General features: G+C 69.7%; 15 protein-coding genes. 10 read left to right on the top strand and 5 right to left on the bottom strand.

Annotated elements, in window-relative coordinates:
• Nucleotides 1–280 precede the first annotated feature (280 nt).
• On the top strand, nt 281–739 hold the full coding sequence (locus QQM39_RS33125) for a VOC family protein (RefSeq protein WP_302001235.1): 459 nt from the start codon (nt 281–283) through the stop codon (nt 737–739).
• Nucleotides 740–794: 55 nt separating this feature from the next.
• Here QQM39_RS33125 and QQM39_RS33120 read toward each other — a convergent pair whose 3' ends face one another.
• The 3 genes from QQM39_RS33120 to QQM39_RS33110 all read right to left on the bottom strand — a co-directional run bounded on the left by QQM39_RS33120 (nt 795) and on the right by QQM39_RS33110 (nt 3,585).
• Nucleotides 795–1,286: a hypothetical protein gene (locus QQM39_RS33120; RefSeq protein WP_302001233.1), complete on the bottom strand. Its 492-nt coding sequence runs from the start codon at nt 1,284–1,286 to the stop codon at nt 795–797.
• A 163-nt stretch (nt 1,287–1,449) separates the two neighbouring features.
• Nucleotides 1,450–2,811: a type I glutamate--ammonia ligase gene (gene glnA / locus QQM39_RS33115; RefSeq protein WP_302001232.1), complete on the bottom strand. Its 1,362-nt coding sequence runs from the start codon at nt 2,809–2,811 to the stop codon at nt 1,450–1,452.
• Between the two features lie 339 nt (nt 2,812–3,150).
• Nucleotides 3,151–3,585: an Rrf2 family transcriptional regulator gene (locus QQM39_RS33110; RefSeq protein WP_302001231.1), complete on the bottom strand. Its 435-nt coding sequence runs from the start codon at nt 3,583–3,585 to the stop codon at nt 3,151–3,153.
• A 174-nt stretch (nt 3,586–3,759) separates the two neighbouring features.
• On the opposite strand from QQM39_RS33110, the gene QQM39_RS33105 reads away from it, so the two are divergent.
• The 3 genes from QQM39_RS33105 (at nt 3,760) to QQM39_RS33095 (ending at nt 7,116) form a co-directional block, all read left to right on the top strand.
• Nucleotides 3,760–4,422, top strand: coding sequence for a DUF3105 domain-containing protein (locus QQM39_RS33105; RefSeq protein WP_302001230.1), 663 nt, complete (start codon nt 3,760–3,762; stop codon nt 4,420–4,422).
• Complete coding sequence (locus tag QQM39_RS33100) at nt 4,419–5,042, top strand: DUF305 domain-containing protein (RefSeq protein ID WP_302001228.1); 624 nt, start codon at nt 4,419–4,421, stop codon at nt 5,040–5,042. The genes QQM39_RS33105 and QQM39_RS33100 overlap by 4 nt, the downstream gene beginning before the upstream one ends.
• A gap of 130 nt (nt 5,043–5,172) precedes the next feature.
• Entirely contained in the window at nt 5,173–7,116 is a 1,944-nt protein-coding gene (locus QQM39_RS33095; protein ID WP_302001227.1) for a protease pro-enzyme activation domain-containing protein, read from the top strand.
• Here the strand turns inward: QQM39_RS33095 and QQM39_RS33090 are convergent, their stop codons facing one another.
• Nucleotides 7,117–7,671, bottom strand: a complete 555-nt coding sequence (locus QQM39_RS33090) for a GNAT family N-acetyltransferase (RefSeq protein WP_302001226.1) — start codon at nt 7,669–7,671, stop codon at nt 7,117–7,119.
• A gap of 214 nt (nt 7,672–7,885) precedes the next feature.
• On the bottom strand, nt 7,886–8,761 hold the full coding sequence (panB, locus tag QQM39_RS33085; RefSeq protein WP_274238452.1) for a 3-methyl-2-oxobutanoate hydroxymethyltransferase: 876 nt from the start codon (nt 8,759–8,761) through the stop codon (nt 7,886–7,888).
• A 218-nt stretch (nt 8,762–8,979) separates the two neighbouring features.
• Between panB and QQM39_RS33080 the strand changes: the two genes are divergently transcribed.
• The 6 genes from QQM39_RS33080 (at nt 8,980) to QQM39_RS33055 (ending at nt 15,948) form a co-directional block, all read left to right on the top strand.
• Nucleotides 8,980–10,569: an MFS transporter gene (locus tag QQM39_RS33080; protein WP_302001224.1), complete on the top strand. Its 1,590-nt coding sequence runs from the start codon at nt 8,980–8,982 to the stop codon at nt 10,567–10,569.
• A gap of 103 nt (nt 10,570–10,672) precedes the next feature.
• The gene (locus tag QQM39_RS33075) at nt 10,673–11,302 is read left to right on the top strand and encodes a TetR/AcrR family transcriptional regulator (RefSeq protein WP_302001223.1); all 630 of its coding nucleotides are present in this window, start codon (nt 10,673–10,675) and stop codon (nt 11,300–11,302) included.
• A gap of 188 nt (nt 11,303–11,490) precedes the next feature.
• Nucleotides 11,491–12,552 carry an endonuclease/exonuclease/phosphatase family protein gene (locus tag QQM39_RS33070; protein ID WP_302001222.1) on the top strand — a complete coding sequence of 354 codons (1,062 nt, stop codon included), beginning with the start codon at nt 11,491–11,493 and terminating at the stop codon, nt 12,550–12,552.
• Between the two features lie 152 nt (nt 12,553–12,704).
• Nucleotides 12,705–13,928, top strand: coding sequence for an MFS transporter (locus QQM39_RS33065; protein ID WP_302001221.1), 1,224 nt, complete (start codon nt 12,705–12,707; stop codon nt 13,926–13,928).
• 176 nt (nt 13,929–14,104) lie between these two features.
• A complete protein-coding gene (locus tag QQM39_RS33060) occupies nt 14,105–15,130 on the top strand; it encodes an ATP-binding cassette domain-containing protein (RefSeq protein WP_302001220.1) in 1,026 nt (341 codons plus the stop codon).
• Nucleotides 15,127–15,948 (top strand): ABC transporter permease, encoded by an 822-nt coding sequence (locus QQM39_RS33055; protein WP_302001219.1) that lies wholly within the window; start codon nt 15,127–15,129, stop codon nt 15,946–15,948. The genes QQM39_RS33060 and QQM39_RS33055 overlap by 4 nt, the downstream gene beginning before the upstream one ends.
• The last annotated feature ends 7 nt before the right edge of the window (nt 15,949–15,955 follow it).

Here is a 15,955-nt window from a genome sequence, read left to right as displayed (position 1 = left end):
GCCGTGGGCGGCTGCGGGTGCGTGGGGCTGCGCGTCGGCCCAGGCGATTTCAGCCTGTCCGGCGTTTGAGGACGAGGCCCGTTCAGGGCCGAAGCGGGGGTCTGGAGGCCGCAGGCCGGAGGGGCCGCAGGCCGGGGAGGGGCCGCAGGCCGGAGGGGCCGCATGGACGCCGGTGCCTTGGAAGTAGCGGAACGTGGTCTTCGCGGTGGCGCAGAGCATCGTTTTCCGCTTCGGTATGGGGGAGCCGTTCAGCCAGATCCGTCATCTTGGAGGACCAGCGATGGACTTCACGCTCGAAGTGATCCCGCTGCCCGTGAGCGACATCGACCGGGCCCGCGACTTCTACCGGGACAAGGTCGGTTTCCACGTCGACATCGACCAGGAGGTCATGCCGGGCATGCGGATCGTCCAGCTGACGCCTCCCGGCTCGGGCTGTTCGATCGCGCTCGGCGACAGCATCTGGGACCTGACCAAGGGCGAGACCAAGCCCGAGCCCGGTTCCTACCAGGGACTCCAGCTGTGCGTCGCCGACATCAAGGCGGCGCGGGCGGAGCTGGTGGAGCGGGGGCTGGAGGTGTCGGAGCCCGTCCAGTACGCCCCCGACGACGGCGCCACGTTCATGTACTTCACGGACCCGGACGGCAACGGGTGGTCGATCCAGGAGTACCGGCGCCGGGCGACGGAGCCGCTGCACCAGCTGCTGGCTCAGCTGGCCGCCCAGCGGCAGCAGGAGAAGTAGCCGGACCGCCTCCGTGGACATGCGAGTGCCGGGCGCCTCGGCACAGCGGCGCTCACTACGTCGAGCCCACTGCCGTTGCCGCTCGGCCCTCCCCTGAGCGCGGGTTCGCCGCCCAATGTTCTGCGAGTGCCGGCCACCACTCCGGGTGTTCGTTCACGACCTCCACCAGCGAGGGGCACGTGCTACGCATCTCCAGCGCGAAGTTCTTCCAGCCCCCGTAACCCCGCATCTCGGGGTTGAGTATGGAGATCATGAGGCCATACGTCAGCACGTCAGCGAGCATGCGCGAGAGAGCGAGAACACGGACACGCTGATTTTCGTCCGCCGGGAGATCGGCATTCTCGTAGAAGTGGGCGTGCAGCCAGGGTTCTGCGGTGATGTAGCTCTCGAAGTGCTGGATCCGCTCAATGCCGTTGTAGATGGCGGCCGCACCTGCGATGCCGTTGTTGATGGCGGTCTGCCGGGCAAGTTCCCGCGTCTGCCAGGCCGCGACGAGCAGTGACACCACCACACCGACGGATGCGATCAGTCCGAATAAGTTGGCCACTCAGCCCCCCGACGCAAAGTACCGGTGCCCTACCCCTGGCCGGTGATCGATTAACAGCGGGCTTCAGTGTCCGTCCCAAGGCCAGCGAGACGCGGAGGGGCCGACGGTCCGCGACCGTCGGCCCCTCTCGTCGAATGAGCAGGGTGCCCGCTCCTGCCTACGCCTACAGCACCGGCAGGTTCTTCCGCAGCTCGAACGCCGTGACCTCGGAGCGGTACTCCTCCCACTCCTGCTTCTTGTTGCGCAGGAAGAAGTCGAAGACGTGCTCGCCCAGCGTCTCGGCGACCAGGTCGCTGCTCTCCATGAGGGTCAGCGCCTCGCCGAGGTTCTGCGGGAGGGGCTCGATGCCCATCGCGCGGCGCTCGGCGTTGGACAGCGCCCACACGTCGTCCTCGGCGCCCGGCGGCAGCTCGTAGCCCTCCTCGATGCCCTTGAGACCGGCGGCCAGCAGGACGGCGTACGCCAGGTACGGGTTCGCGCCGGAGTCCAGGGAGCGGACCTCGACCCGTGCCGAGCCCGTCTTGCCGGGCTTGTACATCGGGACGCGGACCAGGGCCGAGCGGTTGTTGTGGCCCCAGCAGATGTACGAGGGGGCCTCGCCGCCGGCGCCCGCGGTGCGCTCGGAGCCGCCCCAGATGCGCTTGTAGGAGTTCACCCACTGGTTGGTGACCGCGGAGATCTCCGCCGCGTGGCGGAGGAGGCCCGCGATGAAGGAGCGGCCGACCTTGGAGAGCTGGTACTCGGAGCCGGACTCGTAGAACGCGTTGCGGTCGCCCTCGAAGAGGGAGAGGTGCGTGTGCATGCCGCTGCCGGGGTGCTCGGAGAACGGCTTCGGCATGAACGTCGCCTGGACGCCCTGCTCCAGCGCCACCTGCTTCATGACCAGGCGGAACGTCATGATGTTGTCCGCCGTCGAGAGCGCGTCCGCGTAGCGCAGGTCGATCTCCTGCTGGCCCGGCGCGCCCTCGTGGTGGGAGAACTCCACCGAGATGCCCATCGACTCCAGCATGGTGATCGCCTGGCGGCGGAAGTCCATGCCGATGTTCTGCGGGGTGTGGTCGAAGTAGCCGGAGTTGTCGGCGGGGGTGGGACGCGAGCCGTCGAGGGGGCGGTCCTTCAGGAGGAAGAACTCGATCTCGGGGTGCGTGTAGAAGGTGAAGCCCAGGTCGGAGGTGCGGGCCAGGGCACGCTTCAGCACGTAGCGCGGGTCCGCGAAGGACGGGGAGCCGTCCGGCATCAGGATGTCGCAGAACATGCGGGCCGTGCCGGGGGCCTCGGCGCGCCAGGGCAGGACCTGGAAGGTCGACGGGTCCGGCTTGGCGATCATGTCGGACTCGTAGACGCGGGCGAAACCCTCGATCGCCGAGCCGTCGAAGCCGATGCCCTCGTCGAAGGCCTGCTCCAGCTCGGCGGGGGCCACGGCCACGGACTTGAGGAAGCCCAGCACGTCCGTGAACCACAGCCGTACGAACCGGATGTCGCGCTCCTCCAACGTCCGGAGCACGAACTCCTGCTGCTTGTCCATCTTCCGCTTCCCCATCCTTGCTGGTCAGGCCGCCTGTCTCCGGTACTGCGGGAGGCGGTCGGGCACCTGAGCATCACACCACAACACCATTTCAGGCGCGTTGCGCACCTTGATCGCCGAGGCGACCTCGGGTCGAACACCGGGCATACGGCAGGTGTCCTGCCATGGTGCCCGGTGAACTGCTCTGCTGCCCATCTTGCCTGCTCGGACCGACATCCGTAATGCCCGGTCCCACGGGACCCGTCCCACTTTAATTTGCATCTCTGATGCGAATTTCCATAGTGGCAGGCGGCCGTCCTCCGGCGCAGCTGATCGAGAAGGGTGAGGGCCGAGCCGGCCTCAGGGCGCGCGGCCGATCTGCAACAGCAGCGGCCCCGTGGGCCCCGCGGTCACGTCGGCCACCGTCAGCGGGTCCAGCGAGGCGAAGAAGGCCTCCTGGGCCCGCCGCAGCGCGCCGCGCAGGCGGCACCCGGAGTGCAGCGGGCACGGGTTGTCGCCCTCGCACTCGACGACGTCGCCGGCTCCCTCGAAGGCGCGTACGACGGCGCCGACCGAGGCGGTACGGCCCTTGTCGCTGAGCGTGAGCCCGCCGCCGCGGCCCCGGCGGGCGTCCACCAGGCCCATGTGCCGCAACTCGGCGACGACCTTGGCGGCGTGCGTGTACGGCACCTCGATGTCCGCCGCGACGTCGCGGGTCGTCGGCGTGGTCTCCCCCAGGACGGCGAGCCGCATGAGGAGCCGTAGTGCCAGGTCGGTGGAGCGCAACAGCCGCATGTGTGGCAGCGTAGATAATGCGCATCCGGCGTTCAAAATATCCGGTGGGCGACTGTCGACCGGTCGGACGGATGGTCCGATCCGGACTTTCCTGTGCCCTCTCTACGAGAGGGCACACCTTCCCCATTACGATCAGCGGACCCGACCGTCCCTTTCCCAGAAGGACCACACCTCATGGGTTCCGCCAAGAACAAGAGCAGCGCTTCGCGCAAGGCGCGAATAGAGGAGATGCGGCGTGCCGAGCAGGCCCGTGAGCGCCGCAACCGGATCCTCACGATCGCGGCCAGTGCGGTGATCGTCGCCGGTCTCGTCGTCGGTGGTGTCGTCCTGGTGCAGTCGCAGTCCGACGACAGCGACACGGCCTCCGACACGAAGACCACGGGGCACTTCGTCACCGGCAAGGACGGCGTGAAGTCCTGGAGCACCAAGCTGAGCCAGACGCATGTCGCCGGGGACGTGAAGTACCCGATGAATCCGCCCGTCGGCGGTGATCACAACAAGGCGTGGATGAACTGCAACGGCGACGTCTACACCAAGGCGCTCAACAACGTGAACGCGGTGCACTCCCTGGAGCACGGCGCGGTGTGGGTGACGTACAACAGCAACGCGTCGGACGCCGACGTGAAGGCGCTCGCGGAGAAGGTCAAGAAGACGCCGTACTCGCTGATGAGCCCGGTCGAGGACCAGAAGGACCCGATCATGCTCTCCGCGTGGGGCAAGCAGCGCACGGTGACGAGCGCGAGCGATCCCAACGTGGACAAGTTCTTCGAGGAGTTCGTCCAGGGTGAGCAGACGCCCGAGAAGGGCGCGGTCTGCACGGGCGGTCTGTCGGAGTGAAGCAGCACGTCGGCTGGATCGCGGGGACCGCGGCGGCCGTGCTCGTCGCGGTCGGCGCGCTCACCTACGCGGTCGCCGAGGACGGCGGTTCGAGCGCGACGCCGAGTGCCGACTCGGCGGACGCCGGGTTCGCGCGGGACATGGCGGTGCACCATCAGCAGGCCGTGGAGATGTCGTTCATCGTGCGGGATCGCACCGACGACGAGGACGTGCGGCGCCTGGCGTACGACATCGCGCAGACGCAGGCCAACCAGCGCGGCATGCTGCTGGGCTGGCTGGACCTGTGGGGGCTGCCGAAGGTGTCGTCGGACGGGCCGATGGCCTGGATGGGCATGGGCGACATGCCCTCCGCCGGGGACGGCTCTCTGATGCCGGGCATGGCGACCGACACGGAGATGAAGAAGCTCGAGGGCCTGAGCGGCAAGCAGGCGGAGATCTCCTATCTGCAGCTGATGACGGACCATCACAAGGGCGGCATCCACATGGCCGAGGGCTGTGTCGACAAGTGCACGGTCGGCGTGGAGAAGCAGCTCGCGCAGGGCATGGTGGACGGGCAGGATTCGGAGATCGACCTGATGCAGGACATGCTGAAGGAGCGGGGCGCGAAGCCGCGGTCGTAATCCTCAAATGGCCTTGTCATTAGGTTAATTGGGGGCTTCTTGGCCCTCGCATTCCCCTGGCATGAACGGTTCATCGCGAGAGTGGCGACTGTCGAGTGATCCACTCGCGACGAACCGCACAGGGGGTTTCATGAGATCCAATCGCGCCACCCTGCGCGCCGGAGTGAGCCTGGCAGCGACACTGCCCCTGCTCGCCGGCGCGCTGGCGCTCGGCATACCCGCCGCGCACGCCTCGGACCACCCGGACCGGGACACGCTCGCGGGAACCAAGCCCGCGTGGGCCACGACCAAGGCCGACCTGGGCGCGACCTCCGACAGCGCCCAGGTCGCCGTACGCGTCTACCTCGCGGGGCGGGACGCGGCCGGCCTCGCCGCCTACGCGAAAGCCGTTTCGGACCCGAGCTCGGCGTCGTACGGGAAGCACCTGAGCGCCGACCGGGCCCAGGCCCGCTTCGGCGCCACGAAGGCCCAAGTGGCCGCCGTCAAGGGCTGGTTGACATCGGCGGGACTGAAGGTCACCGGCGTCACGCGGCACTACGTCGCCGTCACCGGCGATGTGGCCGCCGCGGAGAAGGCGTTCGGCACCCAGCTGCACAACTACACCAAGGGAACGGGGACTTACCGCGCGCCCACGACGACCGTCTCGGTGCCGGACAGCGTGAAGGACGCCGTGCTGACCGTCACGGGCCTGGACAACGCGCCGCACCTGGCGAGCCACCAGGACCAACTCCCGCCGCCGGAGACCGTGTTCCGCAACGCCGGGCCGTTCTCGACGTACCACGGCTCGAACCTGGCGAGCACACTGCCGGACGCCTACGGCACGAAGATCCCGTACGCGGTCAAGGGCTACACCGGCAAGCAGCTGCGCGCGGCGTACGGCGCCGGCCGGCACACCGGCAAGGGCGTGCGCATCGCCATCACCGACGCGTACGCCTCCCCGACCATCGCCTACGACGCGGCCGCCTACGCGAAGCGGAACGGCGACGCGGCCTACACCAGCGGCCAGTTGCGCCAGGTCCTGCCCGCGAAGTACACGCGGACCGAGGAGTGCTCGGCGGCCGGCTGGTACGGCGAGGAGACCCTCGACGTCGAGGCCGTGCACGCGGTCGCGCCCGGCGCGCAGATCACGTACGTGGGCGCCGCCTCCTGCTACGACGAGGACCTGCTGGACTCGCTCGGCAAGATCGTCGACCACCATCTCGCCGACATCGTCTCCAACTCCTGGGGCGAGGTGGAGGCCGCCCAGACGCCGGACCTCGCGGCCGCCTACGACCAGGTCTTCCAGTTCGGCGCGGTCGAGGGCATCGGCTTCTACTACTCCTCCGGCGACGACGGCGACGAGGTCGCGAGCAGCGGCACCAAGCAGGTCGACATCCCGGCGAGTTCGGCGTGGGTGACGGCGGTCGGCGGCACCTCGCTGGCGGTCGGCAAGGGCGACACGTACCTGTGGGAGACCGGCTGGGGTACGGAAAAGGCGGTGCTGTCGGCCGACGGCAAGAGCTGGACCGACTTCCCCGGCGCCTTCAACTCCGGCGCGGGCGGCGGCACCAGCAGGACGGTCACCGAGCCGTACTGGCAGAAGGGCGTCGTGCCCGACGCGCTGGCCAAGGCCAACAGCGCCGACGGCAACCGCGTCGTGCCGGACATCGCGGCGATCGCCGACCCGAACACCGGGTTCCTGGTGGGCCAGACGCAGACCATGCCGGACGGAAAGACGCAGGCCTACGACGAGTACCGCCTCGGCGGCACCTCGCTCGCCGCGCCGGTGATCGCGGCCGTCCAGGCCCTGGCGCAGGAGGCGCGCGGCGGGAAGCCGATCGGGTTCGCCAACCCGTCGATCTACGCGCGGTACGGCTCGAAGGCCTACCACGACGTCACGGACGACCCGACGGTCTCCGGGCTCGCGGTGGCACGCGTCGACTACGTCAACGGCTATGACGCGACGGACGGCCTGACCACATCGGTACGCAGCCTGGGCAAGGACAGCTCACTGCAAGCCGTGAAGGGCTACGACGACGTGACGGGCGTGGGCACACCCGCGAGCGGTTACGTGGAGTCGTACCGGCGCCGCTGATCACACCGGTACTTCCGGGGTGGCGCGCCCAGCGCCCGCGCTCCGCGCCACCCCCCTCGCGCTGCGGTAACGCAGCTTGTTGAGGCAGGCGCCACCGGTGGTGTCCGTCACGGACGTGCCGTCCGGGCTCCAGCCGGCGGCCTCGTAGAACCGTCGGGCGCGTTCGTTGGCCTCCAGTACCCACAGGGTGGCGTGCGTGTAGTGGGCCTGGTCGAGGGTCTTCAACGCGCCGAGCATCAACTGCTTTCCGATGCCAGTGCTCCAGACCTCGGGCAGGGCGTAGAGCGTGCCGATCTCCGCGATGGAGGGAGCCTCCTGGGACGGGCCGAAGCCGGTGAACCCGACGATCCGGGCGTCGGATTCGGCCACCAGCACGCCCGCCGACGGCCATGCCGCCTCGGCGATGAGCGCCTTCCAGACGGGCTCCTCACGGCCTGGATCCATGGTGTCGAGGTAGGGCTGCGGAACAAGGCCGGCGAAGGCCGCCTGCCAGGAGCGCACGTGGACGTCGGCGACCGCCGACGCGTCGTCGGGACGTGCCTGTCGAATGCGCATGGCCGTCATTCTTCAAGTCCCCGCGATCCGGGCCAAGTTCATTTCCGCGGCCACCCAGAGCAACCATCAAGTGAGGAACCACGACGGCGAGCAACCAGCTCCGCGAGAGCGGCGCCGGTTTAGGCGCAAGGGGCGACAGCCCGCCGACGGGGGAAGATCGGCGGGCTGCCGCGGTGGTGCCGCAATGGTTCAGGGGGTCGGAGCCCGGAAGGGCTCAGTGGACGGAGTGCTCCTCCAGCGGGAACGTTCCGCCGACCACGTCCTCCGCGAACGCCTTCGCCGCGTTGCCCATGACCTCGCGGAGGTTGGCGTACTGCTTGACGAACTTGGGGACGCGGCCGCCGGTCAGGCCCAGCATGTCCGTCCAGACCAGGACCTGCGCGTCCGTCTCCGCACCGGCGCCGATGCCGACCGTCGGGATGTGCAGGACGCGGGTGACCTCGGCCGCGAGCTCCGCCGGGACCAGTTCCAGGACGACCGCGAACGCGCCCGCGTCCTGGACCGACTTCGCGTCGCGCAGCAGCTGCTGGGCCGCCTCCTCGCCGCGGCCCTGGACGCGGTAGCCCATGGCGTTGACGGACTGCGGGGTCAGGCCGATGTGGGCCATGACCGGGATGCCGGACTCGACCAGCAGCCGGATCTGGTCGTGGGAGCGCTCGCCGCCCTCCAGCTTCACGGCGCCGACGCCCGCCTCCTTGACCAGCCGGGTCGCCGAGCGCAGCGCCTGCACCGGGCCCTCCTGGTACGAGCCGAAGGGGAGGTCGCCGACGATCAGGGCGCGCGAGGTGCCTCGTACGACGGCGGCCGACAGCATGGTCATCTCGTCGAGCGTGACGGGCACCGTGGTGTCGTAGCCGAGGTGGCAGTTGCCCGCCGAGTCGCCGACGAGCATGACCGGGATGCCGGCCTCGTCGAACACGGACGCGGTCATCGCGTCGTAGGCGGTGAGCATGGGCCACTTCTCGCCCCGCTCCTTGGCGAGGGCGATGTCCCGGACAGTGATGCGGCGTGTGCCCTTCCCCCCGTACAGCGCCTTGCTGCCGTCGGAGGGCTTCGCCTGAGGCGTCTGGGCAGCCGAAAGCTGCGTCATTGCAACGGCTCCTTCTGTCATCTCGAGGCGCCCTGACGGCGTCCCCGGACTCCACTCCATGGTGGCACTTCGTGCCAAGGAGGGCTAGGCCGCCCCGTGTGAGTTCCGCCCCCGAGTCGCCCCGCGCCTTCGCCTCGCGCCTTCGCCCCGCGTAAGGTCTCGGTAAAAATTTACGATACGAGACGGTGCCGTATCGTAAGTCCCCTACGCTCGACAGCATGACTTCTCCCGCCCCCGACACCGGCCCCCGCATACCGGAAGCCGTGCACCGGCGCCGCTGGGCGATCCTCGGCGTGCTGATGCTCAGCCTGCTGATCGTCGTCCTCGACAACTCGATCCTGAACGTCGCCATCAAGACCATCTCGACCCCGGCCCCGACCGGCCTGGGCGCCACCCAGAGCGAGCTGGAGTGGGCGATCAACGCCTACACCCTCGTCTTCGCCGGGCTGCTGTTCAGCGCGGGCATCCTCGGCGACCGGCTCGGCCGCAAGAAGGTCCTGCTCGGCGGGCTCACGGTGTTCGGCATCGGCTCCGCGCTCGCCGCGTTCTCCGGCTCGCCGGACGAGCTCATCGCCTTCCGCGCGGTGATGGGCCTCGGCGCCGCCTTCGTGATGCCGGCCACCCTCGCCGTCCTGATGAACGTCTTCGAGCGGGACGAGCAGCCGAAGGCCATCGGCATCTGGGCCGGTGGCGTCGGACTCGCCATCGCCATCGGGCCCATCACCGGCGGTGTCCTCCTCGACCACTTCTGGTGGGGCTCGGTCTTCCTCATCAACGTGCCGATCGTGCTGCTCGCGCTCGCGCTGATGCTGTGGCTGGTCCCCGACTCGCGCGACCCGAACCCCGGGCGCATCGATCCCGTCGGCGTCGTACTCTCCGTCGTCGGACTCGTCCTGCTCGTCTACGGCATCATCAAGGGCGGCCAGCTCGCCGACTTCACCGACGCCACGGTCCTCGCGACGATCGCCGCCGGCCTCGCCGTCCTCGTCGCCTTCGTCGTGTTCGAGAAGCGCAGCGACCATCCGTCCATCGACGTCACGTACTTCCGCAACAAGGTCTTCTCGGCCGCGATCGGCGTCATCGCGCTGGTCTTCTTCGCGCTCATGGGCGTGACCTTCTTCTCGGTCTTCTACACCCAGAGCGTGCGCGGCTACTCGCCCCTGCAGACCGGCCTGCTGATGCTGCCGCTCGCCGCCGCCCAGATGATCTTCGCGCCGCGCGCCCGGCTCGTCGTCGACCGGTTCGGCAACCGGGCCACGACCACCGGCGCCATGCTGCTCATCGCCGCCACGCTGGCCGCGTTCGCCACGTTCGAGGCGGACACGCCGATCTGGCTCCTGGAGGTCGTCTTCTTCCTCATGGGCGCCGCCATGGCGCACATCATGACCCCGATCAGCGTCGTCATCATGCAGGCCATGCCCCGCGAGAAGGCCGGCTCCGCCTCCGCCCTCAGCAACACCTTCCGCCAGGTCGGCGGCGCGCTGGGCATCGCCGTACTGGGCTCGGTCCTGTCGACCGCGTACCGCAGCGGCATCGAGGACCGGCTCACGGGGCTGCCCGAGGGCATGCGGCACACGGCGGGCGAGTCCATCGAGGCCACGCTCGGCGTCGCCGACCGGCTCGGCCCGCGCGGCGAGGCCCTCGTCGGACCGGCCCACGACGCCTTCCTGCACGCCATGCACGTGACGGCGCTGTGGGGTGCGGGCATCGCGGTGCTCGGCGCGGTGGTCGTGGCGCTGTTCCTGCCGGGGCGGCCGACGGGGTCTCAGGAGGGAGAGAAGGAGCGGGAGTTGGCGGCAGCGGAGTAGGAGCGCGGTGGCCGCACGCCGACACGCGCCTCGTACCCGCCGTCGCCGTACACCGCCGTACACCAGGGAGAATCAGCACAGCCCACCGAAAGGACCGAGCCAAGTGAGCCTCGCCGACAGCCACCCCCGGCAGGACGGCCCCGCCCGGGGCCGACCCCGCAGCGAGTCCGTGGAGCGGTCCATCATCGAGGGCGTCATCAAGCTGCTGGAGGAAGGCGTGCCGCTCGCGGAGCTGTCCATCGAGCGCATCGCCCGCACCGCCGGCGTCGGCAAGGCCACCATCTACCGCCGCTGGAGCGGCAAGGAGGAGCTCTTCGTCGAGGTCGTGCGCGCCGCCGAGCCCCCGGACCCCGAACTGCCGGGCACCTCGGTGCGCGACGACCTCGTGACGCTGGTGGAGCAGTTGCGCAGGCGCGGTCTGATGACGCGTTCGTCGGTGCTCCTGCACAACGTCATCGCCCAGATGAAGAGCAGTCCGAAGATCTGGGACGCCTATCACGCGATCGTCGTCGAGCCGCGGCGCAGGAAACAGCACGCGATCCTGCGCCGCGGGCAGGAGAACGGCGAGTTGCGCAGGGACATCGACGTCGACGTGATGAACGACATCGTCTTCGGCCCGATGCTGGTGCGCGCCGTCATGCGCCCGGACGCCGATCTTCCCGAAGGGCTGGCGGAGCAGATGGTCGACGCCGTGCTGGAAGGCCTACGGCCCGTCAGTTCACGCACCCCGTAGATCGCATGTGCGCGTTACGTCACAGAGCGCGCTTTCCCTCGCCGTAGCCGGAACTCCCGATGGCGACTTGTACGTCCTCGCCCCCGTACGGCCGTCATGAGTACGGCAGGAACGAGGCCGATCATCCCCTAGGGTTTCTGTGGGTGCGGGGGGACGACGGTGTGCACGGCAGGTAGTGAGGCGACGGTATGGCGCAGCAGGCGTACGTGACGGAGACGGACAACGGCGGCTCGGGGCCCGAGCGCCGGGAATCTGGGCTTCGGCGCCTGACGCACCGCCTGAAGAGCCTGGTGGCGGGATGGCGCGGCGACCCGCGCAGCTGGCGGCGCGGCATCGTGGTGGCCGCCCTCGCGGTGGTCCTGGCCCTGGTGATGCTGCTGCACGCGCAGATCCCGAACGCGGTGGGCAACCTGGGCAGCCTGACCGAGACGTTCCTGCCCTGGCTGGGCCTGTTCGTCCCGGTGCTGCTCGTGCTGGCCCTGGTCCGCAAATCCGCGACCGCGTTCATCGCCGTGCTGCTCCCGGCGATCGTGTGGCTGAACCTCTTCGGCGGCCTCCTCGTCGCCCGGACCGGCGCCGGCGGCGACCTCACGGTGGCCACGCACAACGTCAACGCGGACAACGCCGATCCGTCCGGCACCGCCCGCGACGTCGCCGCGTCCGGCGCGGACGTGGTGGCCCTGGAGGAGCTGACGGCCTCGGCGGTCCCGACGTACGAGTCCGCGTTGGCGTCGACGTACAAGTACCACTCTGTGCAGGGCACCGTCGGGCTGTGGAGCAAGTACCCGCTGAGCGGCGTCAAGCCGGTCGACATCAAGCTGGGCTGGGTCCGTGCGATGCGGGCCACGGTGACCACGCCGTCCGGGCAGGTCGCGGTGTACGTCGCCCACCTGCCGTCGGTGCGGGTGAAGGTGGAGGCCGGGTTCACCGCCCGGCAGCGCGACAAGAGCGCCAACGCGCTGGGCGAGGCCATCGGCGACGAGCGGTTGCAGAAGGTGGTCCTGCTCGGCGACCTGAACGGCACGATGAACGACCGCGCGCTCAACGCCGTCACCGCCCAGATGCGCTCCACGCAGGGCGCGGCGGGCAGCGGGTTCGGGTTCAGCTGGCCGGCGTCGTTCCCGATGGCGCGGATCGACCAGATCATGGTGAAGGGCCTGGAGCCGGAGAGCTCGTGGACGCTGCCGGAGACCGGGAGCGACCATCTGCCGGTGGCGGCGCGTGTGAAGGTCGACACATCCGCGTCCTGACGCTCCCTGAAAGCCCCTGGTCAGCGACGTCTGGACTGGTCTCGGCAACCTGAGCGTCATCTGCCGGAATACTGAGCCTGAGAGGCTTTGTTCCGTTACTGAACATACGAGGTACGGAACATCGCTCTCCCCTGGAAAGGCAAAGGCTCTTCATGCCCCTGGCACTGTTCGCCCTGGCCGTCGGCGCCTTCGGCATTGGTACGACCGAGTTCGTGATGATGGGCCTGCTGCCCGAAGTCGCGAACGACCTGGGCATCTCGATCCCCACCGCCGGGCACCTGGTCTCGGCGTACGCACTCGGCGTCGTCATCGGCGCCCCGCTGCTGGCGGCGGTCACGGCCCGCATGCCGCGCCGTACCGTCCTGATCGGCCTGATGGCCCTGTTCGTCGCGGGCAACGCCCTGTCCGCGTTCGCCCCCGACTACCACTGGCTGGTGGCCGCCCGCTTCCTGAGCGGCCTGCCGCACGGCGCCTTCTTCGGCGTCGGCGCGGTCGTGGCGACGAACATGGTCGCGCCGGAGCGCAAGGCCCGCTCCGTGTCGCTGATGTTCCTGGGCCTGACGGTGGCCAACGTCGCGGGCGTGCCGGTGGCCACGCTGATGGGGCAGCACCTGGGCTGGCGGGCCACGTTCCTCGGCGTGAGCACGATCGGCCTGGCCGCGATGGCGGCGCTGGCGCTGCTCATCCCGCGCGGCGAGGCGCACGCCGCCCCGCCGGCCGGCCTGCGCGGCGAGGTGGCCGCCCTGCGCTCCCTGCCGGTGTGGCTGGCGCTCGGCACGACGGTCGCGGGCTTCGGCGCGCTCTTCGCCGCGTACAGCTACGTCACGCCGATGCTGACCGACTCCGCCGGGTACGCCGACGCCAGCGTGACGCTGCTGCTGGCGCTGTTCGGCGTGGGCGCGACCATCGGCAACCTGCTGGGCGGGCGCCTGGCGGACCACTCGATGCGCCGGACCCTGTTCGGCGGCCTGCTCTCCCTGGCCGCGGTGCTGGCCCTGTTCCCGCTGCTGATGTCCACGGCGTGGAGCGCGGCCCTCGCGGTGGCGCTGCTCGGCATGGCGGCGTTCGTGACCGGCTCCCCGCTCAACCTGATGGTGATGGAGAAGGCGTCGTCGGCTCCGTCCCTGGCCTCCTCGGCCAACCAGGCGGCCTTCAACCTCGCGAATGCCGGCGGCGCCTGGATCGGCGGCCTCGCCCTCGCGGCGGGCTTCGGCGTGACGTCCCCGGCGCTGGCCGGCGCGGCCCTGGCCGTCCTCGGGCTCGGGGTCGCGGGGGCCGCGTACGCGGTGGACCGGCGCCGGGTCGCTCCGCGGGCCGGTCGGGAGCGCGTGGTCGCGACGCATGTGCCGCAGCAGGCCGAGACGGTCCGGTACTGAGTACGGGGACCTGCTCTGCGGGTCCTACGGCAAAGGGGCGCCCGGTGATCACCGGGCGCCCCTTTTGTCCGAACAGTAGGCCCTGTCGTCCGACCCTGTAGGCCCTGTCGGTGATCTGCAGGCCCTGTCGGTGATCTGTCGGCCGTTTGTCGGTAGGCCCTGACACCGTCATCGTCATGACGCGAATCGACAAGAAGCCGGGCGGCGTGAGCACCGCCGTCTCTGTGCGGGGGTTGGTCAAGCACTACGGCGAGACCAAGGCTCTGGACGGTGTGGACCTGGACGTCCGCGAGGGCACCGTCATGGGAGTGCTCGGGCCGAACGGGGCCGGGAAGACGACCCTCGTGCGGATCCTGTCCACGCTGCTGGCACCGGACGCCGGGCAGGCCACCGTCGCCGGATACGACGCCGTACGGCAGCCTCGGCAGTTGCGCCGGGTGATCGGGCTGACCGGGCAGTACGCCTCCGTGGACGAGAAGCTCCCGGGGTGGGAGAACCTGTATCTCATCGGGCGGCTCCTGGACCTGCCCCGCAAGGAGGCACGCGCGCGTGCCGACGACCTGCTGGAGCGGTTCTCGCTGACCGAGGCCGCCAAGCGGCCCGCGAGCACGTACTCCGGCGGTATGCGGCGGCGGCTCGACCTGGCGGCCTCCATGATCGGGCGGCCGGCCGTGCTGTTCCTCGACGAGCCAACCACGGGGCTCGACCCCCGCACCCGCAACGAGGTGTGGGACGAGGTCAAGGCCATGGTCGGGGACGGTGTGACCGTGCTGCTGACCACCCAGTACATGGAGGAGGCCGAGCAGCTCGCCTCCGAGCTGACCGTCGTCGACCGGGGCAAGGTCATCGCGGGCGGCGGGATCGAGGAGCTCAAGGCCAAGGTCGGCGGGCGGACCCTGCGGGTCCGGCCGGTGGATGCCTTGCAGCTGCGGCCCCTCGCCGGGTATCTCGACGATCTCGGCATCACCGGGCTCGCCACCACGACCGTGGACACCGCCACCGGCACGCTCCTCGTGCCGATCCTGAGCGACGACCAGCTGACCGCCGTCGTCGGCGCCGTCACCGCCCGCGGCATCACGCTCGCCTCCATCAGCACCGAACTGCCCAGCCTGGACGAGGTGTTCCTCTCGCTCACCGGCCACCGCGCCAGTGCACCCCAGGACACCGTGCCCACCGACGACCGCGAGGAGGTCGCCGTATGAGCGCCGCCACTCTCCCCACCGCCCCGACCACCGACGACGCCCGCATCACCCTGCGCGGGCATCTGCGACACACCGGCGCCCTCGTCCGCCGCAATCTGCTGTGGATCCGCCAGGACCCGGAGTCGATGGCCGACGCGCTGCTGATGCCGGTCATCTTCACGCTGCTCTTCGTGTTCGTCTTCGGCGGCTCGATCGGGCAGGCGCTGGGCGGCGGTCAGGACCAGTACGTGCAGTACGTGATCCCCGGCATGATCGCGATGATGAGCATGACGCTGTCCCAGGGCGTCGGGACCGGCTTCAGCCAGGACTTCAACTCCGGCGTGATGGACCGTTTCCGGTCGCTGCCGATCGGGCGCGGCTCGGTGCTCTTCGCGAAGATCTCGGTGGAGCTGCTGCGGATGCTGTTCGCGACCACCGTGCTGATGATCGTCTCCGTGGCGGTCGGGTTCGACATCACCAACTGGCCCGGCCTGTTCGCGACCGTGGCCCTGTCCACGGCGTTCGCCTCGTCGATCATGTGGGTGTTCCTCACCCTCGGCGTGATCATGAAGAACGCGCAGTCCGTGCAGGCGATGGGCTTCCTGGTGCTGTTCCCGCTCCAGTTCGGCTCGTCGATCTTCGCGCCGACGACGTCGATGCCGGGCTGGCTGCAGGCGTTCACCGACTACAACCCGCTGTCCACGCTCGCCGACGCGGCGCGCGGACTGATGGTGGGCGGGCCGGTCGCGCACGACCTGTGGGTGACGCTGGGCTGGTCGGTGGCGATCACGGCGGTGATGGCGCCGATCGCGATCCACAAGTTCCGGACGAAGAACTGACCCGCCG

It is taken from the genome of Streptomyces sp. DT2A-34, from assembly GCF_030499515.1.
Lineage (GTDB): Bacteria > Actinomycetota > Actinomycetes > Streptomycetales > Streptomycetaceae > Streptomyces.
The sequence above is the reverse complement of the archived record's forward strand: the minus strand, read 5'-3'. Positions and strand labels throughout refer to the sequence as shown.